This is a genomic window from Devosia sp. Micro-HW1, assembly GCF_056341075.1.
The window spans coordinates 2,689,365-2,713,568 of record NZ_CP094375.1; the positions used below are offsets into that span (position 1 = coordinate 2,689,365).

25 protein-coding genes are annotated in these 24,204 nt (G+C 64.3%); 13 read left to right on the top strand and 12 right to left on the bottom strand.

Features of this window, described 5'->3' with window-relative positions; genetic code table 11:
• Positions 1-137 precede the first annotated feature (137 nt).
• Together MQW79_RS12920 and hemW are read left to right on the top strand one after the other, a co-directional pair.
• A complete protein-coding gene (locus MQW79_RS12920) occupies positions 138-785 on the top strand; it encodes a non-canonical purine NTP pyrophosphatase (RefSeq protein WP_476584879.1) in 648 nt (215 codons plus the stop codon).
• A 124-nt stretch (positions 786-909) separates the two neighbouring features.
• Positions 910-2,067 carry a radical SAM family heme chaperone HemW gene (gene hemW / locus MQW79_RS12925; protein ID WP_476584880.1) on the top strand — a complete coding sequence of 386 codons (1,158 nt, stop codon included), beginning with the start codon at positions 910-912 and terminating at the stop codon, positions 2,065-2,067.
• Positions 2,068-2,215: 148 nt separating this feature from the next.
• Here hemW and MQW79_RS12930 read toward each other — a convergent pair whose 3' ends face one another.
• Complete coding sequence (locus MQW79_RS12930) at positions 2,216-3,448, bottom strand: penicillin-binding protein activator (protein ID WP_476584881.1); 1,233 nt, start codon at positions 3,446-3,448, stop codon at positions 2,216-2,218.
• An 84-nt stretch (positions 3,449-3,532) separates the two neighbouring features.
• Between MQW79_RS12930 and rsmI the strand changes: the two genes are divergently transcribed.
• The 5 genes from rsmI to MQW79_RS12955 all read left to right on the top strand — a co-directional run bounded on the left by rsmI (position 3,533) and on the right by MQW79_RS12955 (position 6,674).
• Positions 3,533-4,417 (top strand): 16S rRNA (cytidine(1402)-2'-O)-methyltransferase, encoded by an 885-nt coding sequence (gene rsmI / locus MQW79_RS12935; RefSeq protein ID WP_476584882.1) that lies wholly within the window; start codon positions 3,533-3,535, stop codon positions 4,415-4,417.
• The gene (locus tag MQW79_RS12940; protein ID WP_476584883.1) at positions 4,389-4,775 is read left to right on the top strand and encodes a YraN family protein; all 387 of its coding nucleotides are present in this window, start codon (positions 4,389-4,391) and stop codon (positions 4,773-4,775) included. The genes rsmI and MQW79_RS12940 overlap by 29 nt, the downstream gene beginning before the upstream one ends.
• 8 nt (positions 4,776-4,783) lie before the next feature.
• Positions 4,784-5,728 (top strand): glutathione synthase, encoded by a 945-nt coding sequence (gene gshB, locus MQW79_RS12945; RefSeq protein WP_476584884.1) that lies wholly within the window; start codon positions 4,784-4,786, stop codon positions 5,726-5,728.
• Positions 5,729-5,804: 76 nt separating this feature from the next.
• Positions 5,805-6,431: a MarC family protein gene (locus tag MQW79_RS12950; RefSeq protein WP_476584885.1), complete on the top strand. Its 627-nt coding sequence runs from the start codon at positions 5,805-5,807 to the stop codon at positions 6,429-6,431.
• 120 nt (positions 6,432-6,551) lie between these two features.
• Positions 6,552-6,674 (top strand): hypothetical protein, encoded by a 123-nt coding sequence (locus MQW79_RS12955; protein ID WP_476584886.1) that lies wholly within the window; start codon positions 6,552-6,554, stop codon positions 6,672-6,674.
• On the opposite strand, the gene MQW79_RS12960 is transcribed toward MQW79_RS12955, so the two are convergent.
• The 3 genes from MQW79_RS12960 to galE form a co-directional block, all read right to left on the bottom strand.
• The gene (locus MQW79_RS12960) at positions 6,668-7,852 is read right to left on the bottom strand and encodes an SGNH/GDSL hydrolase family protein (protein ID WP_476584887.1); all 1,185 of its coding nucleotides are present in this window, start codon (positions 7,850-7,852) and stop codon (positions 6,668-6,670) included. The two genes, MQW79_RS12955 and MQW79_RS12960, sit on opposite strands and share 7 nt — an antisense overlap.
• 73 nt (positions 7,853-7,925) lie before the next feature.
• Positions 7,926-9,122: a lytic murein transglycosylase gene (locus MQW79_RS12965; RefSeq protein ID WP_476584888.1), complete on the bottom strand. Its 1,197-nt coding sequence runs from the start codon at positions 9,120-9,122 to the stop codon at positions 7,926-7,928.
• An 11-nt stretch (positions 9,123-9,133) separates the two neighbouring features.
• Positions 9,134-10,120 (bottom strand): UDP-glucose 4-epimerase GalE, encoded by a 987-nt coding sequence (gene galE, locus MQW79_RS12970; protein ID WP_476584889.1) that lies wholly within the window; start codon positions 10,118-10,120, stop codon positions 9,134-9,136.
• A gap of 103 nt (positions 10,121-10,223) precedes the next feature.
• Between galE and galU the strand changes: the two genes are divergently transcribed.
• Positions 10,224-11,108, top strand: coding sequence for a UTP--glucose-1-phosphate uridylyltransferase GalU (galU, locus tag MQW79_RS12975; protein ID WP_476584890.1), 885 nt, complete (start codon positions 10,224-10,226; stop codon positions 11,106-11,108).
• A 5-nt stretch (positions 11,109-11,113) separates the two neighbouring features.
• On the opposite strand, the gene MQW79_RS12980 is transcribed toward galU, so the two are convergent.
• From MQW79_RS12980 to MQW79_RS12995, 4 genes are all read right to left on the bottom strand, one after another.
• On the bottom strand, positions 11,114-12,379 hold the full coding sequence (locus MQW79_RS12980) for an outer membrane beta-barrel protein (RefSeq protein ID WP_476584891.1): 1,266 nt from the start codon (positions 12,377-12,379) through the stop codon (positions 11,114-11,116).
• A 116-nt stretch (positions 12,380-12,495) separates the two neighbouring features.
• Positions 12,496-12,945, bottom strand: a complete 450-nt coding sequence (locus MQW79_RS12985) for an NfeD family protein (RefSeq protein WP_476584892.1) — start codon at positions 12,943-12,945, stop codon at positions 12,496-12,498.
• Between the two features lie 12 nt (positions 12,946-12,957).
• The gene (locus tag MQW79_RS12990) at positions 12,958-13,953 is read right to left on the bottom strand and encodes an SPFH domain-containing protein (protein ID WP_476584893.1); all 996 of its coding nucleotides are present in this window, start codon (positions 13,951-13,953) and stop codon (positions 12,958-12,960) included.
• An 83-nt stretch (positions 13,954-14,036) separates the two neighbouring features.
• Positions 14,037-14,873 (bottom strand): glycoside hydrolase family 25 protein, encoded by an 837-nt coding sequence (locus MQW79_RS12995; protein WP_476584894.1) that lies wholly within the window; start codon positions 14,871-14,873, stop codon positions 14,037-14,039.
• 182 nt (positions 14,874-15,055) lie between these two features.
• Between MQW79_RS12995 and MQW79_RS13000 the strand changes: the two genes are divergently transcribed.
• From MQW79_RS13000 to MQW79_RS13010, 3 genes are all read left to right on the top strand, one after another.
• Positions 15,056-16,582: a YifB family Mg chelatase-like AAA ATPase gene (locus MQW79_RS13000; protein ID WP_476584895.1), complete on the top strand. Its 1,527-nt coding sequence runs from the start codon at positions 15,056-15,058 to the stop codon at positions 16,580-16,582.
• Positions 16,583-16,593: 11 nt separating this feature from the next.
• Positions 16,594-17,046 (top strand): NUDIX domain-containing protein, encoded by a 453-nt coding sequence (locus MQW79_RS13005; RefSeq protein WP_476584896.1) that lies wholly within the window; start codon positions 16,594-16,596, stop codon positions 17,044-17,046.
• Positions 17,047-17,115: 69 nt separating this feature from the next.
• Positions 17,116-17,772, top strand: coding sequence for a DUF1294 domain-containing protein (locus tag MQW79_RS13010; RefSeq protein ID WP_476584897.1), 657 nt, complete (start codon positions 17,116-17,118; stop codon positions 17,770-17,772).
• Between the two features lie 121 nt (positions 17,773-17,893).
• Here MQW79_RS13010 and aceA read toward each other — a convergent pair whose 3' ends face one another.
• Together aceA and MQW79_RS13020 are read right to left on the bottom strand one after the other, a co-directional pair.
• Positions 17,894-19,189 (bottom strand): isocitrate lyase, encoded by a 1,296-nt coding sequence (gene aceA, locus MQW79_RS13015; protein ID WP_476584898.1) that lies wholly within the window; start codon positions 19,187-19,189, stop codon positions 17,894-17,896.
• Positions 19,190-19,310: 121 nt separating this feature from the next.
• Entirely contained in the window at positions 19,311-19,538 is a 228-nt protein-coding gene (locus MQW79_RS13020; RefSeq protein WP_476584899.1) for a hypothetical protein, read from the bottom strand.
• A 146-nt stretch (positions 19,539-19,684) separates the two neighbouring features.
• Here MQW79_RS13020 and MQW79_RS13025 point away from each other — a divergent pair, with 146 nt between their 5' ends.
• Positions 19,685-21,091, top strand: a complete 1,407-nt coding sequence (locus MQW79_RS13025) for a helix-turn-helix domain-containing protein (RefSeq protein ID WP_476584900.1) — start codon at positions 19,685-19,687, stop codon at positions 21,089-21,091.
• Here the strand turns inward: MQW79_RS13025 and MQW79_RS13030 are convergent.
• Positions 21,088-21,810, bottom strand: a complete 723-nt coding sequence (locus MQW79_RS13030; RefSeq protein WP_476584901.1) for a helix-turn-helix transcriptional regulator — start codon at positions 21,808-21,810, stop codon at positions 21,088-21,090. The two genes, MQW79_RS13025 and MQW79_RS13030, sit on opposite strands and share 4 nt — an antisense overlap.
• Before the next feature lie 121 nt (positions 21,811-21,931).
• Positions 21,932-22,942 (bottom strand): aldose epimerase family protein, encoded by a 1,011-nt coding sequence (locus MQW79_RS13035; protein WP_476584902.1) that lies wholly within the window; start codon positions 22,940-22,942, stop codon positions 21,932-21,934.
• A 148-nt stretch (positions 22,943-23,090) separates the two neighbouring features.
• Between MQW79_RS13035 and MQW79_RS13040 the strand changes: the two genes are divergently transcribed.
• Positions 23,091-24,119, top strand: a complete 1,029-nt coding sequence (locus tag MQW79_RS13040; protein WP_476584903.1) for a LacI family DNA-binding transcriptional regulator — start codon at positions 23,091-23,093, stop codon at positions 24,117-24,119.
• Positions 24,120-24,204 lie beyond the last annotated feature (85 nt).

The following is a 24,204-nucleotide window of genomic DNA, read 5'->3' on the forward strand; positions in this document are numbered from 1 at the left end:
GTGTCGCTGCGCGAAATAAGGGGCTCTGCTCCACCTCTCCCTGGGGGGAGAGGTCGCCGCGTAGCGGCGGGTGAGGGGGCCTTCAATCAGGATCACTGCGCCATCTGGAACGACATCAGCCGCGCGCTGGAGGCCAAATGACCACCATTCCCCGCCTCAAGGCCGGTGATCGCCTCTGCATCGCCACCCACAATGCGGGCAAGCTCAGGGAATTCCGCGAGCTGTTCGAGCCGTTTGGCCTCGAACTGGTTTCGGCCGGTGAACTCGGCCTGCCCGAACCCGAGGAAACCGGCACGAGTTTTGCCGAAAACGCCCGCACCAAGGCTCATGCCGCCGCAACTGGCGCCAATATGCTGGCCCTGTCGGACGATTCCGGCCTCTGCGTCGATGCGCTCAATGGCGATCCCGGCGTCTATACCGCCGACTGGGCCGGCGTGCCGCGCGATTTCAACCGGGCCATGAAGCGGGTGGAGGATGCGCTGCAGGCGGCCGGCGCCAATTCGCCCGGCCAGCGCCGCGGCTCGTTCAATGCCACGCTCTGCCTCGCCCACCCTGACGGGCGCGACATGCTGTTTGTCGGCCGCTGCGACGGCACCCTGGTCTGGCCCCCGCGCGGCGATATCGGCCACGGTTATGATCCGATGTTCATGCCTGACGGCCACGACCAGACCTTTGGCGAAATGGCCGCCGAGACCAAGCATTCCTGGTCGCCGGGCCAGCAGGGCCTCAGCCACCGCGCCCGAGCCTTTGCGCAGTTTGTCGAAAACCAGATCGAACATGGGTGACAGCGATGCCACGCGCTGAACTCTCCGCTGTCGTCATTGCCGGGTCTGTCGCGGCAATCCACCTTGGGGAGCCATGGATCACCGGGACAAGCCCGGTGATGACGAAGGAAGGGACGGATTGAGCATGGCCCAGAATCCCAACGACCTCTTCGGCATTTATGTCCACTGGCCGTTCTGCGCCTCCAAATGTCCCTATTGCGATTTCAACAGCCACGTCCATCGCGGCGCCTTTGACGAGGACGCTTTTGTCGAGGGCTACAAGAAAGAGATCGCCCATATGGCGGCGCTCTCGCCCGGCCGTCTGGTACAGTCCATTTTTTTCGGCGGCGGCACGCCCTCGCTGATGAGCCCCAAGGCCGTCGGGACCATTCTCGATGCCATCGCCAATGAGTGGCAGATCGACCGCAATGCCGAGATCACGCTCGAGGCCAATCCGACCTCGGTCGAGGTCGATCGGTTCCGGGGATTCCGGTCCGCCGGCGTCAATCGCGTGTCCCTCGGGGTGCAGTCGCTGCGCCCTGGTCCCCTGGCCGAACTGGGGCGCCGCCACACGGTCGAAGAGGCCGTGGCGGCCGTGCGCATCGCCCAGTCGGTGTTTGATCGTTCCAGTTTTGATCTCATCTATGGCCGCCCCAGGCAGACGCTTGAGGATTGGGAAGACGAGCTCAAGGAGGGCCTCTGGCTGGCCCAGGGCCATATCAGCCTCTACATGCTGACCATCGAGCAGGGCACGCGCTATTTCGACCTGCATCAGGCGGGCAAGCTGAAAATGCCGAACGAGGATCTGGCGGCCGATTTCTACGAGCTGACCGCGGAGCTGACGCGTGAGGCGGGCATGCCGGCCTACGAGATTTCAAACCATGCCGTGCCCGGCCAGGAAAGCCGGCACAACATGCTCTATTGGCGCTATGGCGAATATGCCGGCATCGGTCCGGGCGCCCATGGCCGCCTGATGGTCAATCACCAGCGCCACGCCACCGCGACAGAGAAAATGCCTTTTGACTGGCTGAACCTGGTCAACAGCCAGGGCCATGGCATGGTCACCGACGATGTGCTGACCTGGGAAGAGCAGGGCGACGAATACCTGGTCATGGGCCTGCGGTTGAAGGAAGGCATTTCCCCCTCCCGCTTCATGGCCATTTCCGGCCGTGGCATTTCCGAACAACAGATCATGGCGCTCAAGGGCTATGGCTTTGTCGAAACCCTGCCCAACGGCAATATCCGCGTCACCGACAAGGGTTTTCCGGTGCTTGACGCCGTCGTGGCGGACTTGGCGGCCTAGCAGGCCCGTCTACAACAGGTGTATCCCCTCCTGCGTCACCACCGGGCTTGTCCCGGTGGTCCATGCGGGCGGAGTTGGGTTGCCGGGACAAGCCCGGCAGTGACGGTGGGCATTTAGCTGCAGCTTGGTCCAGTTGATCCGTGAGACCCTAAAGCTTCGCCGCGTCCGCGACGCTCACCACACCCCCTGCCCCGATCTTCTTGATCACCAGCGCATAGTCACTCCGGCCATTGCCGTTGAAGCGAAACAGACCATCCCGGCCGGCAAAGCCCGACGGGTTGGTGAGCACTTGCGGATTGTAAGGCGGCGTCGCCATGGAGAGCGTGTTCACATTGGCCAGGATCGTCGCCGTATAGGCAATGGTTGCCATCTGTGGTGGCGTGGCTCCGAAACGGGCCTGGTAGTCCGCCCTGATGGCATTGAGGCCCACATCGTCGATGGCAGGGAAGATCGCCCCCACCAGTGCCGGATTGGCGAGAAGCGCCGCGTCATTGCTCCAGTCGGCCGAACCCACCAGCTGCACATCGTCCGGCCGCACCCCGGACTGGGCCAGCAGGCCTGCAAAGGTTGCGGCGCTGGCGCGGTCGGGGATGAACAGCGCGTCGAGCATGCCGCGATCCACGATCGGCTTAGCCTGGGCGATGATCGACTGCGCCTCGCTCACATCGGAAAACGTGTAGACGGCGCTGGGATTGAACCCCACCGCTATGGCCTGGGTGCGGAAGGCGGCGGCAAGGGCCTCGCCATAGGGCGTCGACGGAAAGATGCCCGCCGGGCCGCGCCGGCCCTGGCTCATCAGCCAGGTCAGCGCCCGCTTCATCTCGGTCTCGGGCAGGATATTGAGCACGTAGACACCTGATCCGGCGATGCTGCCATTATTGGCAAAGCCGATCAGCGGGATATTGGCCGCCCTTGTGACCCCCGCCGCGGCGGTGATCTGTTCCGCGGTCACCGGCCCGAGCACCAGTTTCGCGCCTTCCGCCACGGCCGCCTGGGCGGCACTGGCCGCGCCGGCCGCACTGTCTCCGGTATCGCGCAGCGAGACGGTGATGTTTTCCGCGATGTTGGGATTGGCTTCGATAAAGGCGATGGCGAGTTTTGCGGCATTGGCCAGAGCGGTCCCCAGCTGGGCCAGCGCCGGCTGGCCCGACAAGGGCAGGAGCAGTGCCACCGTCACCGGCCCCCGTCCAAACCGATCCGATGGCGTCGTTGCCATGGGTATGGGTTGGGTGCCGGACGGGGCGTCGCCATTGGTCCAGGGCAGGGAGAACGAGCGCGATCCCCATTGCATCGCGCCCGGAGAACAGGCCGCGAGCGATCCCGCCAGCCCGAGAAGGATCGAGCGGCGTGTCAGGCGTGACGCAAATTCACCTTTTGTCACCGAATGCGCTCCCTGGCGCTCACAGTCTGTTAACAAATTCCCCCCAATTGATTAACCAAGAGTTGAGATCGGAAAGGCGCGGCGATGGGCGACCAGAACACCGACTATTTCATCGCCGGCACCCGTTTCGCCGCCCCGGCCCTGGCGCCTGGCCTTTATGTCGTGGCGACCCCCATCGGCAATCTGCGCGACATCACCCTGCGCGCCCTCGAAACCCTGGCGGCCGTGGAACTGGTGCTGTGCGAGGATACGCGCACCTCGGCCAAGCTCCTCGATCACTTTGGCATTTCGGCAAAGCGGCAGGCTTTTCATGAGCATAATGAGCGCGACAAAGCCGAATACATCGCCTCCCGCATTGCCGGCGGCGCAGCCATTGCCCTGATTTCCGATGCCGGAACACCCCTGCTCTCCGATCCGGGTTTCCCGCTGATTCGCGAACTGGCAGCCCGGAACCTGCCCGTCTTTCCCATCCCCGGCGCCTCGGCCTTGCTCTCGGCTTTGGTCGTGGCGGGCCTGCCCACCGACGCCTTCGCCTTCCACGGCTTTTTGCCGCCCAAGGCCGGGGCGCGGGTTAACGCCTTGAAAAGATACGTCGATTCACGTGAAACACTGGTCTTTTACGAGTCGCCCCGTCGCCTGGCCGACACCTTGGCCGCCATGGCTGAAGTGCTGGGCGACCGCCAGGCCGCGGTCAGTCTGGAACTGACCAAGCGCTTCGAGCGCACCTTTCGGGGAAACCTGTCGACGCTGGCCGAACACTTTGCCGGCGAACAGACCAAGGGCGAGGCAGTCATTTCTGTGGCCGGCGCAGACGAGCCCAGTGCGCCGGCGGCCGAGGACTGGCAGGCAGCCCTGCTTGCGGCCATGGCCGACCAGCCGCTGCGCGCCGCCGTGGACGAGATCGCGGACCGCTTCGGTCTCAAGCGCAAGGATGTCTACAATGCCGCGCTCGCCCTCAAGAACGCCTAGCGACAGGCGGATTGCCGCTTATCGGCGGGGCCATTTCGGCGAGGCGCTGGCGGCGCTGTGGCTGCAGATGAAATTCTATCATATTCGCGACCGGCGCTTCAAAACCGGCCTCGGCGAGATCGACCTGGTCGCTGAAAAGGGCGGGACCATCATCTTCATCGAGGTCAAGCAGCGGGCCCGCAATGCCGACGAGGCGTTGACCTTTGCCGCCATCAATCGCGAGCGGATCACAAGGGCAGCGCAGGTCTGGCTGGCCAGAAACCCGAAGGAGGCGGGGCGGGATTTCCGATTTGACGTGATTCTGCTTGCGCCGGGCCGCTGGCCGCGCCATCTCATCAATGCCTTTTCCGCTATCTGAGAGTTCGCATGTCGCTCAAAGTCGCCGTCCAGATGGACCATGTCGCCACCATCAATCCGCGCGGCGATTCGACCTTCGCCATGATGCTCGAGGCCCAGGCCCGCGGACATGAACTGCTGCACTATACGCCCGACACCCTCTCCATGCGCGACAACAGGGTCAGTGCGCTGGCCCAGCCGATTACGGTCACCGATGCCGAAAAGGGCCAGCATTTTACCCTTGGAGAAGCGCGCCGCGTGGATCTTTCCACCCAGGACGTGGTGCTGATGCGCCAGGACCCGCCCTTCGACATGAACTACATCACGCTCACCCATTTGCTCGAGCGCATCCATCCCAAGACGCTGGTGGTCAATCCGCCCTCGGCCGTGCGCAACGCGCCCGAAAAAATCCTCGTCACGGAATTTCCTGACTTGATGCCGCCGACGCTTGTGACCCGCGACCGGGCCGAAATCCACGCCTTCCGCAAGGAGCACGGCAACATCATCGTCAAGCCGCTCTACGGTAATGGCGGGGCCGGCGTCTTCTTCATCCAGGAGGGTGACCATAATCTGGCGAGCCTGCTCGAACTGTTCGAGGCCAATTACCGCGAACCCTTCATGATCCAGAAATACCTGCCGGATGTCCGCAAGGGCGACAAGCGCATCATCATCGTGGATGGCGAGCCGGTCATGGGCCTCAACCGGATTCCGGCCGATGGCGAGGCGCGGAGCAATATGCATGTGGGGGGGCGCCCCGAACTCAGCCCGCTGACCGAGCGGGAGCAGGAAATCTGCGCCGCCATCGGGCCGGCGCTGAAGGAACGCGACATGATCTTTGTCGGCATCGACGTCATCGGCGGCTATCTGACTGAAATCAATGTGACTTCGCCCACCGGCATTCGGGAGATCAAGCGCTTCGGCGGGCCCGATATTGCCGTGATGATCTGGGACGCGATTGAAAAGCGCCGCGCCTGACGGAGCGGCTTAGTCATGGGGGTTGGCGGGCGGGGGAAAGTGTCCTAGTGCTGGGACCTGAGCCAGGACCCCCAAGATGAACGCCTTTCTCGTTGCCTTTGCCACGCTGTTCGCGACGGTCGGTGTCGCCGACATCGCCTTCATCTTCGCGGCGCTGACCAAGGACAATACCCCCGAGCAGCGCCGCACCTTCGCCACCCGTGGCGTGCTGGTGGCGCTGGGCATCCTCCTGTTCTTCGCCGTGCTGGGCAATGTCATCCTCGACGTCTTCGGCATCACCATTCCGGCGCTGCGCACGGCTGGCGGCATCCTCTTGCTGCTGATCGCCATCGACATGGTGTTTGCCCGTCATTCGGGTGGCACAGGCACCACGACAGAGGAAGAAGTCGAGGCGCGCCAGAGCCAGGATATTTCGGTGTTTCCCCTGGCCATGCCGCTGATGGCCGGTCCCGGCGCGATTTCCGCCGTTGTGCTTCTGACCACCGGCGCTCAATCCGATCTCGAATTCTGGCTGGTGCTGGCCGCCATCGTCGTCATCCTGGCGCTCTGCTGGCTGACCCTGCTCATCGCCATCCCGATCCAGCGCCTGCTCGGCCTCACGGGCCTCTCCGTGGTGTCCCGAATGGTTGGTATCCTGCTTGCGGCACTGGCCGTGCAGTTCGTCTTCGATGGCATCAAGGCCAGCGGCCTGCTCGCCTTCTAGGCCCTGACGCCCCTGAAAATGGGAGCAACTTTATGCGTTAAGCAAGTCTTAACGCTGTCATTGCGCCGGCCCGCCATCGGGCGCAAGGAATACGCAGCAATCACAACGGGACAATTCCCTATGCGTCTTGCCGCTGCGCTGACCCTGCTGATTTTTGCCATCATGGCGACAAGCGTCGCCGGCACCGGCGCGGCCCGTTCCGAGATGCTGATGCCGGTCGCCGAGGGCCTTTCTTCCTACTGAAGCGGCCTGCCGTTCTCGGCGTCGTCGACCGGGGCGCCGGGCTGCCTGCCCACGCCAAACGCATCGACACGGCCAACCGGCGCCTGCACGAGCTGTTCAAGCGGGAAGGCGGGCGCCAGCTCGGGCATTTCGGTGCTGACCAGAAGATCACCGGCCCGCTCCGGCGCACGGCTCAATGGCATGACTGCGCCAGCCACTTCCAACAGGCGAATCTGCCCCAGGCCCTGATAGGGTGGGCGCAGCATGCTGGCCGCATCGGTGCCCTGCAGAGGATCGACAATGGCCACGGTGACCCGGCCACCGCGATAGAAGGTGCGCATCGACTGGCTGATATAGAAGGCCAGCTTGTCGGACCCGGCAGCCGAATAGTGGATGCCGTCATCCTTGCGCATCAGCGCATTCTGCCCGTTCACGTCCGGCCCATAGGCCGCGTATTTGCCCTCCTGGTCGGCAAAGCGATCAAAGATGTCGATGAATTCAGCGCCGCCCGAGAAGGCGGCCATGCGATGAAGCGCACTGATCTGGTTGATGGCGGCCGAATACTGGCTGCGCGACATCGGCGGCAGGCCCATCCAGATCACTGGCTTGCGGGCCGCCCGCAGCTGGCCGAGGAAGCTGTTGAGGCGGGACTGGTAGACATTGGTCCAGCCCTCGCTCAGCGGCTCGTAGGTCTGCCCATTGGCCTTGATTTCCTGGCGGTCATTGATGCCGATGGTGACCACCGCAATGTCAAAACTGTCGGCGGCGATCTGCTCGGCAATGGCGGCATTCCAGTCGAAGAAGTCGTCGCGCACAAAGCCCGAGGAATTGACGCCCTGCCCGATGACCACCAGGTTCGGATCCTCGGCATAAAAGCGCTCCAGCGCCTTGGTGAGATCGATGGCCAGCGAATCGCCGAACACGGCAAGCCGCGTGGCATCCGGCGCCTTGTTCACAGCGGGGGTCGGAGGTGGCGGCGGTGCCGCCGGGGCCGCTGCCGGCTGGGCCCGCGGGGCGCTTTGCTGGACCTGCGGCGCCGAGGTGGGTTCTTCGCCGAAAAGCAGATCGAACAGCGTGCGGCGGCGCGGTTCGGCCTGGGCGAGGACGAGTGTATCGTCGGCAGCCGGCTGCGCCAGCGCCGGGCCGGCCTCGGCCAGCACCAGAATACCCACGAGAACAGCGAGAAGAAGCCGCTTCATACCCATTTCCGCATCCGCTTGTCCCGCCTTCTACCACCGGTGCGCGGCCAAGGCCACGCCGCTCAAGCCAGCGTTATCGCGTCGCCGCCAGCAAGGCTGCATGGCTGGCGCGGGTCACGAAGCCATCGGCCACCTCCCCCTGCATGGCCTGGAAGCGCGCATAGGCGGCCTGGGTGATCGGCCCGATGCGGCCGTCGACCACCCCGTCATAGAGGCGGAGCGCCACCAGGGCCTGCTGGATTTCCCGCCGCTGCGCGAGATTGGGGAATTGCGTCTGGCGTGGCCAGGGGGTGACAAAGCCTCCCCCGCCCTTCAGCCGGTCGGTCAGGTGGGCGATCGCAACCGCATAGCTGTCGGAAAAATTGTAGCCCTTGAAGACCAGGTAATTGCCGGTCATCAGGAATTTTGGCCCGTCCTTGCCCGCCGGCACATAGAGAAAGACTGGCGTCGACAGATCGGCGAAGGGCCGGCCGGCGACCCGCGCAATGCCGCGTTCGACAAAGAATGACACCGGGCGCAACTGCTCGCGGGTGGCGAGCAGATAGTCAAAGCCCGGTGGCACATCGACTTCAAACCCCCAGTCGAGGCCGGGCTGGTAGCCCAGGCGCCGGAGATAGACGGCGCTGGTGGCGAGGGCATCGGGAAGCGAGGCATGCAGGTCGACCTGCCCGTCGCCATCGCCATCGGTGCCATGGGCCAGCACATTGGACGGATTGACCTGTAGGTGGCCAATGGCCCCCGCCCACGAGCCTCGGGGCGAAACGCCGCCATTCTGGGCCGCCAGTTTCAGCGCGGCGATGAAATCGGCCTTGTCCTCGACAAAGCGGCTGCGGCGCTGCCAGGCAACGGTCGCCAGCGAGCGGACAATGGGACGGATCAGATTGTCGTTTCCCAGCACCGCGCCATAATCGGTCTCCATGCCCCAGATGGCGCCCAGCACATAGGGGTCGACCCCATAGGCCTGGCCGACACGGGCAAAGAGATCGGCATTGCGCGCCATGGCGGTCTTGCCGCGCTCGATGCGGGAGGCATTGATCCTGGTATCGAGATAGTCCCAGACCGGGGTGGTAAACTCGGGCTGGGTCTCGACGAGGTTGGGAACCGATGGGTCAGGCGTGAGATCGGCTGTTATGGCGTCATAGAATGCGCCATTGACGCCGGAAGCGATGGCCTCGGACCGGATCTGGCCGAGAAAGCTGGAAAAGCTGTCCTGCGGCTGGGCGAGGACCGGTGACGCCAAAGCCAGCCAGATCAGGGCCATCCACCGCATGAACACCCCTCCTAGCGGTTGCGGGTAAGAAGGTGACGCTCCCAGTTATAGGCGGTCTCGACGATTTCATCGAGATCGTCATGCCGGGGCACCCAGCCGAGCAGGTTCCGGACCTTTTCGCCGGTCGCCGTGATCGAGGCCGGGTCGCCGGCGCGGCGCGGACCCTCGTCGGCGCGCAGATTGATGCCCGAGACCTTGCGGACCGTATCGACCACTTCGCGCACCGAATAGCCCCTGCCATAGGCACAGTTGAGCGTCGTGCTCTCGCCGCCGGCGCGCAGATGCCTGAGCAGCAATGCATGGGCAGAGATCAGGTCGGTCACATGGATATAGTCGCGCACGCAGGTGCCGTCGGGGGTTTCATAATCGGTGCCGAAAATGTCCATCTTCTCGCGCTTGCCCAGCGCCGTCTGACAGGCGACCTTGATGAGATGGGTGGCTTCGGGCGTCGACTGGCCCGAACGCTTTGCAGGATCGGCCCCGGCGACGTTGAAATAGCGCAGCACGCCATAGGTCATGGCATGGGCGGCGGCGACATCGGCCAGCATCCATTCGGTCATCAGCTTGGACCGGCCATAGGGCGACATGGGGTTGAGCGGGGTCTCCTCGACGACCGGCGCGAGACCCGTCATGCCATAGACGGCCGCCGTGGATGAAAAGATGAAGTGCTTGACCCCGCCCCTGACGGCCGCCTCGATGAGGTTGCGCGACGTGGCGGTGTTGTTGCCATAGTATTTGAGCGGATTGGTCACCGATTCCGGCACCACGATGGAGCCGGCGAAGTGGATGATCTCGGTGATGCCGTGCTTTTCGATCAGCCCGACCACATGGTCGACATCGCCGGCATTGCCTGGCTCGAAGATGGCCCGCCCATCAATGGCCCAGTCAAAGCCGGTGACCAGGTTGTCGAGCACCACCACTTTTTCACCGGCATCTGCCAGATCAAGCACCATATGGCTGCCGATATAGCCGGCGCCGCCGGTTACCAGGACGGTCATGCTTTGTCTCTCCGTTTGGGAAATGCTATTTGCCGGCAACGATATGTGCCAGATGTTGATTTAGCTTTATGGCTGATCAGCGTCCACAAAGGAGAAAAGCTTCGTGTCCAAACGCGTCCGTACCGCCGTATTTCCAGTTGCGGGTCTGGGAACCCGTTTCCTGCCCGCCACCAAGGCCATGCCCAAGGAAATGCTCACCGTGGTGGACCGACCGCTGATCCAGTATGCGGTGGACGAGGCGCGCGAAGCCGGTATCGAGCACTTTGTCTTTGTCACCGGCCGCAACAAGGCGGTCATCGAAGACCACTTCGACCGCCAGTTCGAGCTTGAGGCGACGCTTGAAAGCCGCGGCAAGAGCGCCGCGCTCGACGAGCTGCGCAAGGACCTGCCCTCGGCCGGCCGCACCAGCTTCACCCGCCAGCAGGAGCCGCTGGGTCTGGGCCACGCCGTCTGGTGCGCCCGCGACATCGTCGGCAATCAGCCCTTTGCCCTGCTGCTGCCCGACATGATTTTCCAGGCCAAGCCGGGCGTGCTCAAGCAGATGATGGACGCCTATGAGGAAACCGCGGGCAATGTCATCGGCGTCGAGGAATGCGCCTGGGAGGATGTGTCCTCCTACGGCGTGGTGGTGCGCGGCGAGGGTCCCGATACCGGCTTTGCCATCAATGGCATGGTGGAAAAGCCCAAGCGCGAAGAAGCGCCGTCCAATCTCTTCATTTCCGGTCGCTACATCCTGCAGCCTGAGATTTTTGCCCTCCTGGCCGAGCAGACACGCGGTGCCGGCAACGAGATCCAGCTGACCGACGCCATGCAGACCCTGATGGGCCAGCAGCGCTTCACCGGCGTGAAATATGAAGGCAAGGTCTATGACTGCGGCTCGAAGCTCGGCTTCTTGACCGCCAATGTGGTCTTTGCCCTCGATCGCCCGGATATCCGCAATGGCTTCATCGAGGAGCTGAAAAAACTCGATCTGAGCGACAAGCTCTAGAACGCCTAGCGCCTGAGCGTCACCCCGACACTGACCGTATGGCTGCTGAACTGGCCGCTCACGCTGTTGTCGCGATGCACATAGCCATAGTCCGCCGACAGGGCGGTGCGGGAGTTGAGCCGATAATCGGCGCCCGCGCCAAGTCCATGCGAGCGCTCGGTTTCGCCACTGCCTTCGACGCGCGACTGGCCCCAGTCGGCCGAGGCCCGCAGGCGCAGCCAGGAATTGACGGTATAGCTGGCATCGACGTCTGCCGTATGGGCCACGCGCGCCGTGCCCCCGACATCGGCTCCAGCAGGCGTGACGGTCGTTGCCAGCGTGCCGGTGACGCTGATGGTTGAATCGGGAGAATAGGTGATGCTGGCGTCATAGAGACGCGTGGTGATGTCGCTAAGGCCCGCAGCGTCGAAATCGTGCTGGCCGACGCCCAGCGACGCGCTGGCCGACCAGATGCCGTTCCAGTTGCCGGCGAGCCCGGCGCGCAGCGTCCTGCTGCTGGCGTCGGCCTTGATGCCGCCCACCCCTGCCGTGTCGAACCAGTCGCGGCCAAGACCGGCCTCGCCGAACACCTCGATGATCGGCGTCGCCTTGAAGCCCACGCGCAGCGTGGTATCGGCCTGCCAGACATTCTGGTCTTCATTGTCGGTGAACCCGGTATCGGTTCGCCGCGTCGGCCCGTAAAGAGTGCGCTCAAGATTGCCCTTGAGACCAAGGGTGAAGCGCCCGAAATCGCGGTCGATGCCACCGCCCAGGGCGCCGGTCAGGACCTGTGGCGGCATGACCACCAGCGGATTGCTGCCCGGCATGCCGGGCAGGTCCTGGGACAGGCGCAGGCTTGCCACGCCCGACAGCGTCGTATCGCGGTCGAGCATGGTCGTGCCATCAAGCTTGAGGCCCAGCGCGTCGATGACGACACTGCCCTCGGGCGCACGCGCCAGTTCGGCGCTGCCATCGAGCACCAGATCGGTGCGGACGCCCTGATGGGTGGCGGTAAAGGCGGGTTTGAGCGTGGTGACGAAGCCATTGCCGGCGCTCGCGGCGGTGTAGCTCCCCTTGAGGCCTACCGACCAGTCGATTTCCAGCGGCGGATGGGCGGGTTCGGGCGGCACGGCAAAGCCCTCGGGCATCGGCGCGGATGGATAGAGGCCAGGCGCCAGCCGGTCATTGTCGAGCCCGGTCTTGTCGATGACGAAAGGATCGGCATGGGCTGGCCCCGGCAGCGTCGTCGCTGCCAGAACCACACTCAGCACTGTCAGAATTCGCCGGGCCACGCACCGCTCCGCACCTTACGCCGCGGGCACGCGGACCTTGGCCGTGCCCTTTCGGGCCCACGCCGCCATCCTTTCAGTTTATGGTTAACGAACCCTTGCCCCGCGCCGGGGCGCGCCTAGATGGCCTCGACCAGCAGGACGGCGCCCTCGGCCCCGATGATCCGCACCTTCTGGCCCTGTGGCAGGTCCGGTCCGGCAATGCGCCAGACCGTGTCCCCCAGCGCCAGGCGCCCGAAACCGCCCTCGATCGGACGGTCGAGCACCACTTCGCGGCCGATGAAATGGGCGGCCCGCTCGTTGAGCAGCGGGCGATCCGTCCTTGTGCCACGGCGGCGCGTCACCCGGATCCAGATCAGGATCGAGGCCAGCGACAACAGGCCGAAGATCAGCCATTGCACGGGCCAGTCGAGCGGCTGGAACAGCACGATCAGTCCGGTCAGGATGCCGGCAATTCCCATCCAGAGCAGGTATCCGCCGGGCAGGACCAGCTCCAGCGCCAAGAGGACGAGGCCGGCAATGATCCAGCTCCAGGGGGCATTTTCGCCCAGATAGGCAATGATCTGCATGCCGGCCTCCCGTCAGGTCGATGGCGTCGAGCTGGGCGGCCGGCTCGACGGTCGCGCCGGGTTGGGCTTGTCGCCCCCAAAAGTCTCGCGGGCGATCTCGGCAATCCCGCCAATGGCGCCGATGACGCTGGCGGCCTCGACCGGCAGCATCAGCAGTTTCTGGTTCGGCGCCGTGGCAATGCCTTCCAGCGCCTTGATGTAATTGTTGGCGACGAAATAGTTGATGGCCTGCACATTGCCCGAGGCAATGGCATCCGACACCAGCTGGGTGGCCTTGGCTTCGGCCTCTGCGGCGCGTTCGCGCGCTTCGGCATCGCGGAAGGCGGCTTCGCGGCGGCCTTCGGCTTCCAGCACCTGCGCCTGCTTTTCGCCCTCGGCCTTGAGAATGGCCGCCTGGCGCCGGCCCTCGGCTTCGAGAATGGTGGCGCGCTTCTCGCGCTCTGCCTTCATCTGCCGGCCCATGGAATCCACCAGGTCCTTGGGCGGGTCGATATCCTTGATCTCGATGCGGGTGATCTTGATACCCCAGGGCGCCACCGCCGTATCGACGACGCGCAGCACCTTGTCATTGATCTGGTCGCGGTGGCTGAGCAGCTCGTCGAGATCCATCGACCCCATCACCGAGCGGATATTGGTCATGGTGAGGTTGAGGATGGCGTGCTCGAGATGGGTCACCTCGTAGGCGGCCGAGGCGGCATCGAGGATCTGGTAGAAGGTGACGCCATTGGCGGTCACCGTGGCATTGTCGCGGGTGATGACCTCCTGGTGCGGCACATCAAGCACCTGCTCCATGACGTTCATCTTCTTGCCGATCGTGTCGATGAAGGGCACGATCAGGTTGAGGCCGGGTTTCAGCGTGCGGGTATATTTGCCGAAGCGCTCGATGGTGTAATTATAGCCCTGCGGTACGGTCTTGGCGCCGGCAAACAGCACCATGACCGCCAGGATGCCCAGCCCGATCAGCACCACGCTGAGCCCGTCCAGTCCAAAATCACCCAGAAAATTCATTGGCCTTGTCCCTTTAGCCCATACGCGCTGCAACTTTATGCGGCACGTCCGGCCTTGGGTAGCGCCAAATTCAGCCCTGGCGCCTACTTGGCCGGCAGGCACCGTCCGGTGGCCTGCAGGGCCGCCACGGCACGCGGGTCGCAGCCGGTATAGAGGAACATCAGCCAGTCCTCGGTCGAGCCGTAATAGACATTGCGATCGACTTCGCCGCGCACGCCCGGCACCACGCCGGTCTGGGTATATTGCCAGAAGGTCCAGGGGCGGTTGTTGTAGCGCTCATGCGGCTCGGCAGCGGTGGAGCGCAGCCAGAAGGCATTGGGGAAATACTCGCCTTCAAGAATGTCGCGGTGGAAATTCATGTCGGTATAGATGATCGGCAGCTTGCCGGTATGGCGCTCCATCGCATCGAGCATGACACGGATCTTTTCGAGCGCATCGGCCTTGCTCGGCTTCACCTTGCAGCTCGAATGATTGTTCCACTCAAGGTCGAGCACCGGCGGCAGGGCGCTGGGGTCGAAGGGCACGTTCTGGGCGAACCAGGTCGCCTGCTCGGAGGCCAGCGAGCACCAGGTCATGAAGTGATAGGCGCCGCGCGGCATGCCGGCATCGCGGGCCCGTATCCAGTTGGCGCGGAAATCGGGATCGATATAGTCCTTGCCTTCGGTCGCCTTCATGAAGACGAAATGGATGCCGGCGGCGCGGGCCTTGGCGAAATCGACATTCTCCTGGTAGCGGGCCACGTCGATGCCCTGAATGGGCATGCCCCGGGCACGGTCCACCTTGGCATGGGGGCGGTTATCGCCCGGAATGGCATTGTAGAGGCCGCCCACGCTGCCGCAGGCGACCAGCGCCAGCACGGTCAGGCTCAGAACGGCGCCGCGAACAGCAGCGGAGACGGAGCGGCGGGCAGAGAAGGCCATGGGCAAAGACACTCGAAACGCAGAACTGAAACTGCATTTGATTCAACATGGCGCGGTTAACGGAGATTTAGGGTAACCAATGTGGCATCCCCTATGGTTAACACTCCATTCTTTGTTCGCCATACGTTCTTGTTAAGCCGCGGTCACTCTGCTAGCCTCCGCTGCAAATGGGGGCTCACACGATGGTCACGCGGGTGACGACTGTGGCGTTTCAGGGGATCGAGGCCGTGACCGTCGATGTGCAGGCGCATATCGGTCCCGGCTTTCCCGGTCTGGTGCTGGTGGGCCTGCCCGACAAGGCGGTGCGCGAGAGTGGCGAACGCGTCCGGGCCGCCCTCACCGCCTCCGGTCTTGGCCTGCCGCCCAAGCGCATCACCATCAATCTGGCGCCCGCCGACCTGCCCAAGGAAGGCAGCCACTATGATTTGCCCATCGCCCTGGCGCTGATGGGGGCTCTGGGAGCCATTCCCCGCGATGCCCTGGACGGTTATCTGGCGCTGGGCGAACTGGGACTTGATGGTCGCATTGCCCATGTCGGGGGCGTGCTGCCCGCGGCCATGGCGGCCAGCGCCCGGGGCATGGGAATTGTCTGCCCCTCGCCCTCCGGACCGGAAGCGGCCTGGGCCGGCGAGGATGTCGACATCATCGCGGCCGACAGCCTCATTGCTCTGGCCAACCACCTGACCGGCCATCAATTGCAGGCGCGGCCCCGGCCGGGCCGGCATCTGGCTGCACCTGATGACCTGCCGGACCTGATGGATGTGCGCGGCCAGGCGGTGGCGCGCCGGGCGCTGGAAGTGGCCGCGGCCGGCGGACACAATCTGCTGCTGGTGGGGCCGCCCGGCGCCGGAAAGTCCATGCTGGCGGCGCGCCTGCCTTCCATCCTGCCGCCCCTCTCGCCGCGCGAACTGCTCGATGTGTCCATGATCCAGTCCATAGCCGGCGAACTGGCAGGTGGTGCCCTTTCCGATCGCCGGCCCTTCCGCGCCCCGCATCATTCGGCCTCCATGGCAGCCCTGGTGGGCGGCGGGCTGAAAGTGCGGCCGGGCGAGGCGAGCCTGGCCCATAATGGCGTGCTGTTTCTCGACGAATTGCCCGAATTCGCGCCCAATGTGCTCGACAGCCTCCGCCAGCCGCTTGAAAGCGGCGAGACGGTCATTGCCAGGGCCAATGCCCGCGTCGCCTATCCCAGCCGCTTCCAGCTGGTGGCGGCGATGAACCCGTGCAAATGCGGCCTTGCCGGCACGCCCGGCCACGTCTGCAAGCGCGGCGCCGCCTGTGCCGGGGACTATCAGGCCCGGCTCTCCGGACCCTTCCTTGATCGCATCGATATCCGCATCGACGTTCCCGCCGTGTCCGCCGCCGACATGATCGCGCCCGCCGCCCCGGCAGAAAGCTCGCATGAAGTCGCGCTTCGCGTTGCGGCCGCGCGCGAAAAACAGGCCCGGCGCTATGCCGCGGCCGGCCAGCCCCAGGTGCTGACCAATGCCGCTGCGCCCTCGGCGCTGATCGAAAAACTGGTCGAGCCGGATCGGGAAAGCCAGTCCCTGCTGCTGCAGGCCGCCGAGCGATTCAACCTTTCGGCCCGTGCCTATCACCGTGTGCTCAAGGTGGCGCGCACGCTTGCCGATCTCTCCGCCTCCGATAAGGTCGCCCGACCCCATATTGCCGAGGCCCTCAGCTATCGGCTGAATTTCGGCGCCGCCTGATCGGACCTCTTATGAAGCATCGCATTTCCGCCGGCGTGCTGGCGCTGCGCGACAACCGCATCCTGCTGGTTCGCCACTTTCGACGCGGCGTCCACGACTTCTGGGCTGGTCCCGGCGGCGGCGTCGAAGGGGCGGAGGAATTGCACGCGGCGGCCGAGCGCGAAGCGTTTGAAGAGACCGGCCTGCGGGTGCGCGCGCGAACAATGGCCTATATCGACGAACTGGTGGACACTTCCGGCCGCATCGTCAAATTCTGGTTCCTGGCCGACTATGTCTCGGGCGAGATCGACGTGTCCGCCAATCCGGCCGAGGGCGAATCCATCAGCGAGGCGGGCTGGTTCGCCCGCGACGCGCTACCCCAGGGGCATGTCTTCCCGGAAGTGCTGCGGGACCGGTTCTGGGACGAGCTGGCAACCGGTTTTCCCGCGCCGATAAAGCTGCCGCTGCGACAGTCGCTCTTCTAGCGGCGGTGCAGAAGACGCCTTGTTAGGAGAAGGCGTCTAGCATGTCTGCCGGCAAATCGGGGGGCAAGCATGGCGCAAGAGGGTCGCCTGATTCACTGGAATGACGAGCGCGGCTTTGGCTTTATCGCTGCCGACGACGGCGAGCGCGTCTTTGTCCATGTTTCCGCATTGCGGGCGGCTCGGAACCGCCCGCTGGAGGGCGACACGATCCGCTTCGTGCGCGGGTTCGGAACAGATGGACGGATCGAGGCCAAATCGGCGCAGATCCTGGGCGGTGCCAGGGTTTCGACGCCACAGCGTCGAGGGGCAGCCGCGGCTGGAAGCCCCGCACTTGCCGACTGGCGTCTTCTGGCAGCCTTGGTCATTGCTTGTCTGGTTGTCGCCAATGTGCTGCTTGGGCGCCTGCCGCAACTGCTGGCCATTCTCTATGCCGTCATGGGCGTGGTGTCATTGATCGCCTATGGCTCGGACAAGCGTTTCGCCGCAACCGGCCAGTGGCGCACCAGCGAAACAACGCTGCTGGGGTTTGATCTGTTTTTCGGGCTGATCGGCGGACTTCTGGGCCAGGCCCTCTTTCGACACAAAACCCGCAAGCAGAGCTTCATAACGGCAACTCTGTTGATCGTGCTGACGCATCTGCTCTGGCTTGCTGCCTTTGCCAGCGGCCTTATCGATACCCAGACCCTCTGGTCAGAATTCTCATCACTGTTGCAAGGCGCCAGGTAGCCATTGCGCTATCATTCGCGTCCGGCTCGTGACGCGAAGCCTCAGTGCCTCCAGTGGATAAGCCTGTGGATAATGTTTCACGTGAATCGGTGGGACAGCTTCGCCGCCCCACCTCATCCCATCAATGGAACTGCGCTGCCTCAGTCGATTCCGCCATGGCGGTGGTGGCGCTCTGGCCGTCGCTGACCGTCATCGACACGGCATCGAAATAGCTGGTGCCCACTTCTCGCTGGTGCCGAACGGCGGAAAAGCCATCGGCCTCGGCGGCAAATTCGGCCTGCTGCAGCCTCGAATAGCCGGCCATGCCGCTTTCCTTGTAGCTGCGGGCCAATTCGAACGTGCTGAGGCTGAGATTGTGAAAGCCCGCCAGGGTGATGAACTGGTATTTATAACCCATGGCGCCCAGCTCGCGCTGGAACTTGGCCATGTCGGCCTCACCCATATGCTTGGCCCAGTTGAAGCTGGGCGAGCAATTATAAGCCAGCATTTGCTGGGGGAACTGCGCGCGGATGGCTTCGGCAAAGCGGCGCGCCTCGGCCAGGTCCGGCCTTGAGGTCTCGCACCAGATGAGATCGGCATAGGGCGCATAGGCAAGGCCCCGGGCAATGGCGCAGTCGAGCCCGCCTTTGAGCCGGTAAAACCCCTCGGCGGTCCGCTCGCCGGTGACGAAGGGCCTGTCATAGACGTCGATATCGGAGGTGATGAGCCGCGCGGCTTCCGCATCGGTGCGGGCCATGATGAGCGTGGGCACGCCCATGACATCCGCCGCCAGTCGCGCCGCATTGAGCGTGCGGATGAACTGGCTGGTCGGCACCAGAACCTTGCCGCCCAGATGCCCGCATTTCTTCTCCGAGGCGAGCTGGTCCTCGAAATGCACGGCCGCAGCGCCGGCCTCGATCATTGCCTTCATCAATTCGAAGACGTTGAGCGCCCCGCCGAAACCGGCTTCGGCATCGGCAATGATGGGGACGAAAAAGTCGAGATCGGTGGTGGCGACGCCGTCGGCCTGCTCCATGGTCTGGATCTGGTCGGCGCGCTGCAAGGCCTTGTTGATGCGCTTGACCACCGACGGCACGCTGTCCACCGGGTAGAGCGACTGGTCGGGATACATATTGCCCGAGGAATTGGCGTCGGCCGCCACCTGCCAGCCGGAGAGATAGATGGCCTTCAAACCGGCCTTGACCTGCTGCACCGCCTGATTGCCGGTAAACGTGCCCAGGGTCGGGAGGAAATCTTCCGAATGCAGCAATTGCCAGAGCTTCTTGGCGCCGCTTTCGGCCAACGAATGGCGGATTGGCAATGAGCCGGCCAGTCGCCGCACATCGGCCGGCGTATAGGAGCGGGCAATATTGTGCCACCGGTCTGGCGCATAGTCCGGCGTCGGGAAGCTTTCGGGCTGGTGGGGTTTGTCGAGCATGTCGGTCTCCTCAAATTTGGACATGGCTGCGCCGGTCCACGCCAGGGCGCGGCACGGATTCACGTGGAACATTCTTGGATTTTGAAGTCCGTCGCCGATGGTTGGCGCGGATTCAGGTGGCCTAGACAGGGACCCTGCGGCTGAAGGTGGCGGCGATCATGCCGGCGCCAGAGAACAGCTCCTGCGCATCTTCGCCACCCACCAGGGTGAACTGGTGCCGCCCGATCCGCCCGGTTATGGCGAAGCCCTGCGCGGCCAGACCCCGCGCCTTGAACTGGGCCATGGCCTCATTGGCCGTTGGGGCGATGATGGTGACGTATTCGTCGCGCTGCTCGGTTGCGGGGGACATCGGAATTACTCCTCGTTGGTGTCTGTAAAGATTTGACAACAACGCTCGATATGCAAGAAATAACTCGTGAGTCGGCAGTAAAGCTGTCAATCGGCGGTCAAGATTTCATGTGGTCTCTGTAAAGTTCTGTAAATCAGGGGGAGGAAATGGACACTGCTGAGAGCCAGATCGGCGGGCGCATCAAGCGCCTCAGGCGCCAGCGCCATCTCAACCAGGCGGATCTGGCCCAGGCCCTGGGCATTTCGGCCAGCTATCTCAATCTGATCGAGCACAATCGCCGCAAGGTGACGGTGCCGCTGCTGTTTTCCATCGCCGGCTATTTTGGTGTCGAGCCGGGAGAACTGGTTGATGGCGATGAGGGGCGGCTGGCCGGCGACCTGATGGAGGCCTTTGGCGACGACATCTTTGCCGACAGCGACCTCACCAATTTCGAAATCCGCGACCTCGCCCAGGCCAATCCGGCAGCGGCCCGGGCGGTGCTCAAACTCTATGATCGCTACCGGCTGGCCGTGTCCGGCAATCCACCCCCGCCGACGGGCGGAGAGCCCGAGCCCTTCCACCTTGCCACCGATGCCATTTCCGATTTCCTCCAGAACAATGCCAACCACTTTCCGGCCCTTGAGGACAATGCCGAGCGCGTCCGCGCCGACATCGACAATTCCGGCGACAGTTTCGAGACTGGCATCCGCACCTATCTGTTCAATGTTTTCGGGCTCGACGTGCGGCTGGCCTCCCTGCCTCAGGGCATTGCCCGGCAACTCGATGCGGTGGGGCGGCAGCTGCTGATTTCCGACCTGCTGCCGGCCGAAAGCGCCAACTTTCTGCTCGCCCAGCACGTTGGGCAATTGGCGGCCGAGGCCGAAATCGCTGACATCATTGCGCAATCGGGCCTGGCCGAAGGCGATGCGCCGGCTTTGGCGCGCAATGTGCTGTCGGCATATTTCGCAGCGGCGCTGATCATGCCCTATGCGCCGTTCTTGAAGGCCTGCCGCGACTATCGCTACGATATCGAGCGGCTCGGACGGCGTTTCGGCGCCAGTTTCGAGCAGGTCTGCCACCGCATGACGACGCTGCAAAGGAAGGGCGCTTCCGGCATTCCGCTGCATCTGGTGCGCACCGACATTGCCGGAAACATTTCCAAGCGGTTTTCGCTCTCGGGCATTCACATTCCGCGCCATTCCGGCGCCTGTCCGCGCTGGAATATCTACGCGGCTTTTCTTGCGCCCGAGCGGATCAATGTGCAGGTGAGCCAGATGCCGGATGGACAGAAGTTTTTCTGCATTGCGCGGACCATTACCAAGGGCGGCTACCGCCATAACGCGCCGCGACGCTACCTGTCTGTCGGCCTCGGCTGTGCCATTTCTCACGCCAGGGAGATGATCTATTCCGATGGCATGGACCTTTCCAGCGACCAGCAGGTGGTGCCCATCGGGGTCGGCTGTCGCATCTGCCCGCGCCTGGAATGCGGACAGCGGGCCCATCCGCCGGCCGATCACCGCTTCCGCATCGACGATGCGATCAGGCCGGAAAGCCTCTACGCACGAATGCGTTAGGCGCCGGTGTCCCTGGCTTCGCTATCCTGGTGGCGGCGGTCATGGACCCAGCTGGCGCGCCATTCCCGCTCCAGCGTTGCCCGGCGCTTGCCATAGCGTTCCTCGGTTATGGTGAGGCAGACAATGCGGTCGGTGCGGAAATTGCGGAAATCCTGCCGCAACAGGCACCAGGCCGCAATTGTCTGTTTTCCCTCATAAAAAGCCAGGCCCACCGGCCAGATCGTGCGGGTGGTCGGGCGCCCCTGCTCGTCCTCATAATCGATGGACACAGCCTTTTCCTGGCGCATGGCGAGGCGGATGTCGCCCAGGACCGGGATGGGCTTGCGCTGACCCCAGAGTGCCACGGGCCAGAGCGCGGTATCGCTGATCCGGTCGCGCAGATCCTCGGGCGAGGCGGTGGCGATCTTGGCCAGGGCATTGCGCGCGGCAGCGCCCAATCCATCATCCGGCTGGGTCTCGACCCAGCGCGCACCGAGCACCAGGGCTTCCAGTTCCTCGGGACTGAACATCAGCGGCGGCAGGAAAAATCCGGGCTTCAGCATATAGCCGACACCGGCTTCGCCATCGATCGGCGCGCCGAGGCCGATCAGGGTCTGGATATCGCGATAGAGCGTGCGGACCGAGACATTCTGCTCTTCGGCCAGGGCTGCAGCCGTGATCGGCCGGCGGTGCCGCCGCAGCGCATCCATGATGGAAAAAAGTCTTTCGGTCTTGTCCATGCTTTGTCTCCGCCGCGTCCGCTTCGTTCACACGGGCGTGAACTTGCCGACCCGTTCTGCCGGAATTTGTCAGCAGACTGTTCGCACCGGGCGTCGCCTTGATGACACCGTGTCGAAAGCGTCACGCGATCTCGATGTCACACCAATGGCTATAGGGCCGCTCGGGCGAATGGATGACATTGGGAAAATGCGGGTTGTTGACGGCATCGGCAAAGGACTGGTCCTCGAGGCAGAAGCCGGCATGCTTGCCATAGGCCCTGCCATTGAGGCCCGGCACCGGCACGTCGGTCCAGACACCATTATAGACCTGGACGCCGGGTCGGTCGCTCCACAGTTTCAGGGTCAGGTCGCGCTCGGGCGAGACCACGGTGGCAATCGGGTCGGCATGGCGGCGGCCGGTATCGAGCACCATGCCGATGTCGTAGTCGACAGGCGCGCCAGCAGCGTCGCGCATGGTCCGCGGGGTCCGCAGGTCGTAATGCGTGCCCCTGGAGGGGAGGATGGCGCCGGTGGGCGCCAAATTGCCGCCCAGCTCGGTATAGGCCGAGGAATTGACCTGATAGCTATGGTCCAGAACCGTGTCGGCGGTGCCAAGGTTGAAATACTGGTGCTGGACGAGGCTGATCGGGGTCGGCCGGTCGGTCGTGGCCGTCAGTTCGAGGCGCAGGCGGTTGCCCTCAAGCGTATAGGTCGCGGCGAAATTGACATTGCCGGGATAGCCCATGGCGCCATCGGGCGAGAAATGGGTGAACCGCACGCAATTGTTGGCGCTGTCGGCCTCACCCTGCCAGACCTGGCGCCCCAGACCCTCGGCGCCGCCATGCAATTGCAGGTCGCCGGCATTGGGCGGCAGCTGGTAGGTCACGCCATCGAGCTCGAACCGCGCGTGGGAAATGCGGTTGGCCACGCGCCCGGCCAGCGAGCCGAAATGCGGACTGTGGGCGGGATAGGCGTCGAATGTGTCAAAGCCGAGCACGACCGACCGTTCGCCGCCGGCAACCGGCACGCGCCAGTCGCGGACGACCACGCCATAGCCGATAATGTCGACGCTCACGCCGGTATTGCTCACGAGGCGGAACTGGTCCACCCGCTTGCCGGCAAATTCCCCGAAGGTTGAAACTGCAATGGCCATGATCGGTCCCCGTCCCTCTCTCACTCCGGGCGGAGCTGTAGCGCTATTCGCCCCCCAGCCGCAACGCTGCACTTGACCTTTGGCCGGGGCATGGGGAGTGTGCAGGCGAGGTACGTGACCGGGGGGAAGCGGTTTGACGGAAGAGACGATGCGGCGGCGGGCAACTGTCCATGACGTGGCGCGAGCGGCCGGCGTGTCGCTGGCAACGGTCGACCGGGTGCTCAATGGCCGCCCGGGCGTGCGAGCCGCGACGGCCGAAAAGGTCGAGGAAGCCATTGCCCAGCTGGGCTTTTCGCGCGACCTCAATGCCTCGCTGATGGCGCGGTCGCGCGACCTCAGCGTGGTTTTCTTCATCCCCGACGGCGCCAACGAATTCATGAACAGCCTGGGCGAGGCGGTGGAGCGCCGGTCGGCTTCGGCGCTGGCCGATCGCATGCATCTGGGCATAAGGCGGGTTCGGGCACTCGATGCTGCGGCGCTGGCCGAGGGGCTTGACCAGCTCGATCCGCGCCAGTGCGATTGTGCTGTCGTGGTGTCGAGCGACGAGCCAAAAGTTATCGCCGCCATCGAGGCCGCGCATCGGCGCGGCATTGCCGTCATGACCCTGGTCTCGGACCTGCCGGGCTCGGCGCGGCGCAAGTTCATCGGCATCGACAATGTCGCCGCCGGGCGGACTGCCGCATCGCTGATGGGGCGGTTCCTGCCCCAGGGTGGCAAGGTGGCCGTGGTGGCCGGTTCGCTGCATCTGCGCGATCATGCCGAGCGGCTCGACGGGTTTCGGGCCGCCCTCAAGGCGGAGTTTTCCGGCATCCGCCTCATCGGCCCGGACGAAGGACATGACGATCCGTCCGAAACTGCGGCTTTGGTGGCGCGCCTGCTCCGCGAACATGGCGATCTCGGCGGCATCTATAATCTGGGAGCCGGAAATGCGGGCCTTGTCGAGGCGCTGGAAGCCTCCGGGCGCGGCAGCAAGCTGCGGGTCATTGCGCATGAACTGACCGCGCCGACGCGGGCGGGCCTCAGGAGCGGATCCATTGATGTTGTGCTCGATCAGAATCCGGATGGCGAAATTCGCGAAGCCATTGCAGCCGCCCGCGCGCTGGCGCTGGACACGGCGCGGACGGCGGTGACGGATCCGATCGAGATCGGAATATTTTTGCGCGACAATCTGCGCTGAGGATCGGGCCTTGCAGGCCGCGTGCTCGGGCGCTCCGCGCACCTGTGCCGGTTGCGAATGGCCCTCGGATCGCGCCCGAGGGCGG

Bases quoted from the DNA above. Each gene is read 5' to 3' on its own strand.
- MQW79_RS13020 (WP_476584899.1), bottom strand. From the start codon at position 19,538: ATGTCCCCCGCAACCGAGCAGCGCGACGAATACGTCACCATCATCGCC.
- rsmI (WP_476584882.1), top strand. From the start codon at position 3,533: ATGGGCGACCAGAACACCGACTATTTCATCGCCGGCACCCGTTTCGCC.
- MQW79_RS13005 (WP_476584896.1), top strand. From the start codon at position 16,594: ATGAAGCATCGCATTTCCGCCGGCGTGCTGGCGCTGCGCGACAACCGC.
- aceA (WP_476584898.1), bottom strand. From the start codon at position 19,189: ATGCTCGACAAACCCCACCAGCCCGAAAGCTTCCCGACGCCGGACTAT.
- MQW79_RS12995 (WP_476584894.1), bottom strand. From the start codon at position 14,873: ATGGCCTTCTCTGCCCGCCGCTCCGTCTCCGCTGCTGTTCGCGGCGCC.
- MQW79_RS12955 (WP_476584886.1), top strand. From the start codon at position 6,552: ATGCGTCTTGCCGCTGCGCTGACCCTGCTGATTTTTGCCATCATGGCG.
- MQW79_RS12985 (WP_476584892.1), bottom strand. From the start codon at position 12,945: ATGCAGATCATTGCCTATCTGGGCGAAAATGCCCCCTGGAGCTGGATC.
- MQW79_RS13025 (WP_476584900.1), top strand. From the start codon at position 19,685: ATGGACACTGCTGAGAGCCAGATCGGCGGGCGCATCAAGCGCCTCAGG.
- MQW79_RS12920 (WP_476584879.1), top strand. From the start codon at position 138: ATGACCACCATTCCCCGCCTCAAGGCCGGTGATCGCCTCTGCATCGCC.
- gshB (WP_476584884.1), top strand. From the start codon at position 4,784: ATGTCGCTCAAAGTCGCCGTCCAGATGGACCATGTCGCCACCATCAAT.
- MQW79_RS12950 (WP_476584885.1), top strand. From the start codon at position 5,805: ATGAACGCCTTTCTCGTTGCCTTTGCCACGCTGTTCGCGACGGTCGGT.
- MQW79_RS13035 (WP_476584902.1), bottom strand. From the start codon at position 22,942: ATGGCCATTGCAGTTTCAACCTTCGGGGAATTTGCCGGCAAGCGGGTG.
- MQW79_RS12990 (WP_476584893.1), bottom strand. From the start codon at position 13,953: ATGAATTTTCTGGGTGATTTTGGACTGGACGGGCTCAGCGTGGTGCTG.
- MQW79_RS13030 (WP_476584901.1), bottom strand. From the start codon at position 21,810: ATGGACAAGACCGAAAGACTTTTTTCCATCATGGATGCGCTGCGGCGG.
- MQW79_RS13000 (WP_476584895.1), top strand. From the start codon at position 15,056: ATGGTCACGCGGGTGACGACTGTGGCGTTTCAGGGGATCGAGGCCGTG.
- MQW79_RS12940 (WP_476584883.1), top strand. From the start codon at position 4,389: ATGCCGCGCTCGCCCTCAAGAACGCCTAGCGACAGGCGGATTGCCGCT.
- MQW79_RS13010 (WP_476584897.1), top strand. From the start codon at position 17,116: ATGGCGCAAGAGGGTCGCCTGATTCACTGGAATGACGAGCGCGGCTTT.
- galE (WP_476584889.1), bottom strand. From the start codon at position 10,120: ATGACCGTCCTGGTAACCGGCGGCGCCGGCTATATCGGCAGCCATATG.
- MQW79_RS12960 (WP_476584887.1), bottom strand. From the start codon at position 7,852: ATGAAGCGGCTTCTTCTCGCTGTTCTCGTGGGTATTCTGGTGCTGGCC.
- MQW79_RS12965 (WP_476584888.1), bottom strand. From the start codon at position 9,122: ATGCGGTGGATGGCCCTGATCTGGCTGGCTTTGGCGTCACCGGTCCTC.
- hemW (WP_476584880.1), top strand. From the start codon at position 910: ATGGCCCAGAATCCCAACGACCTCTTCGGCATTTATGTCCACTGGCCG.
- MQW79_RS13040 (WP_476584903.1), top strand. From the start codon at position 23,091: ATGCGGCGGCGGGCAACTGTCCATGACGTGGCGCGAGCGGCCGGCGTG.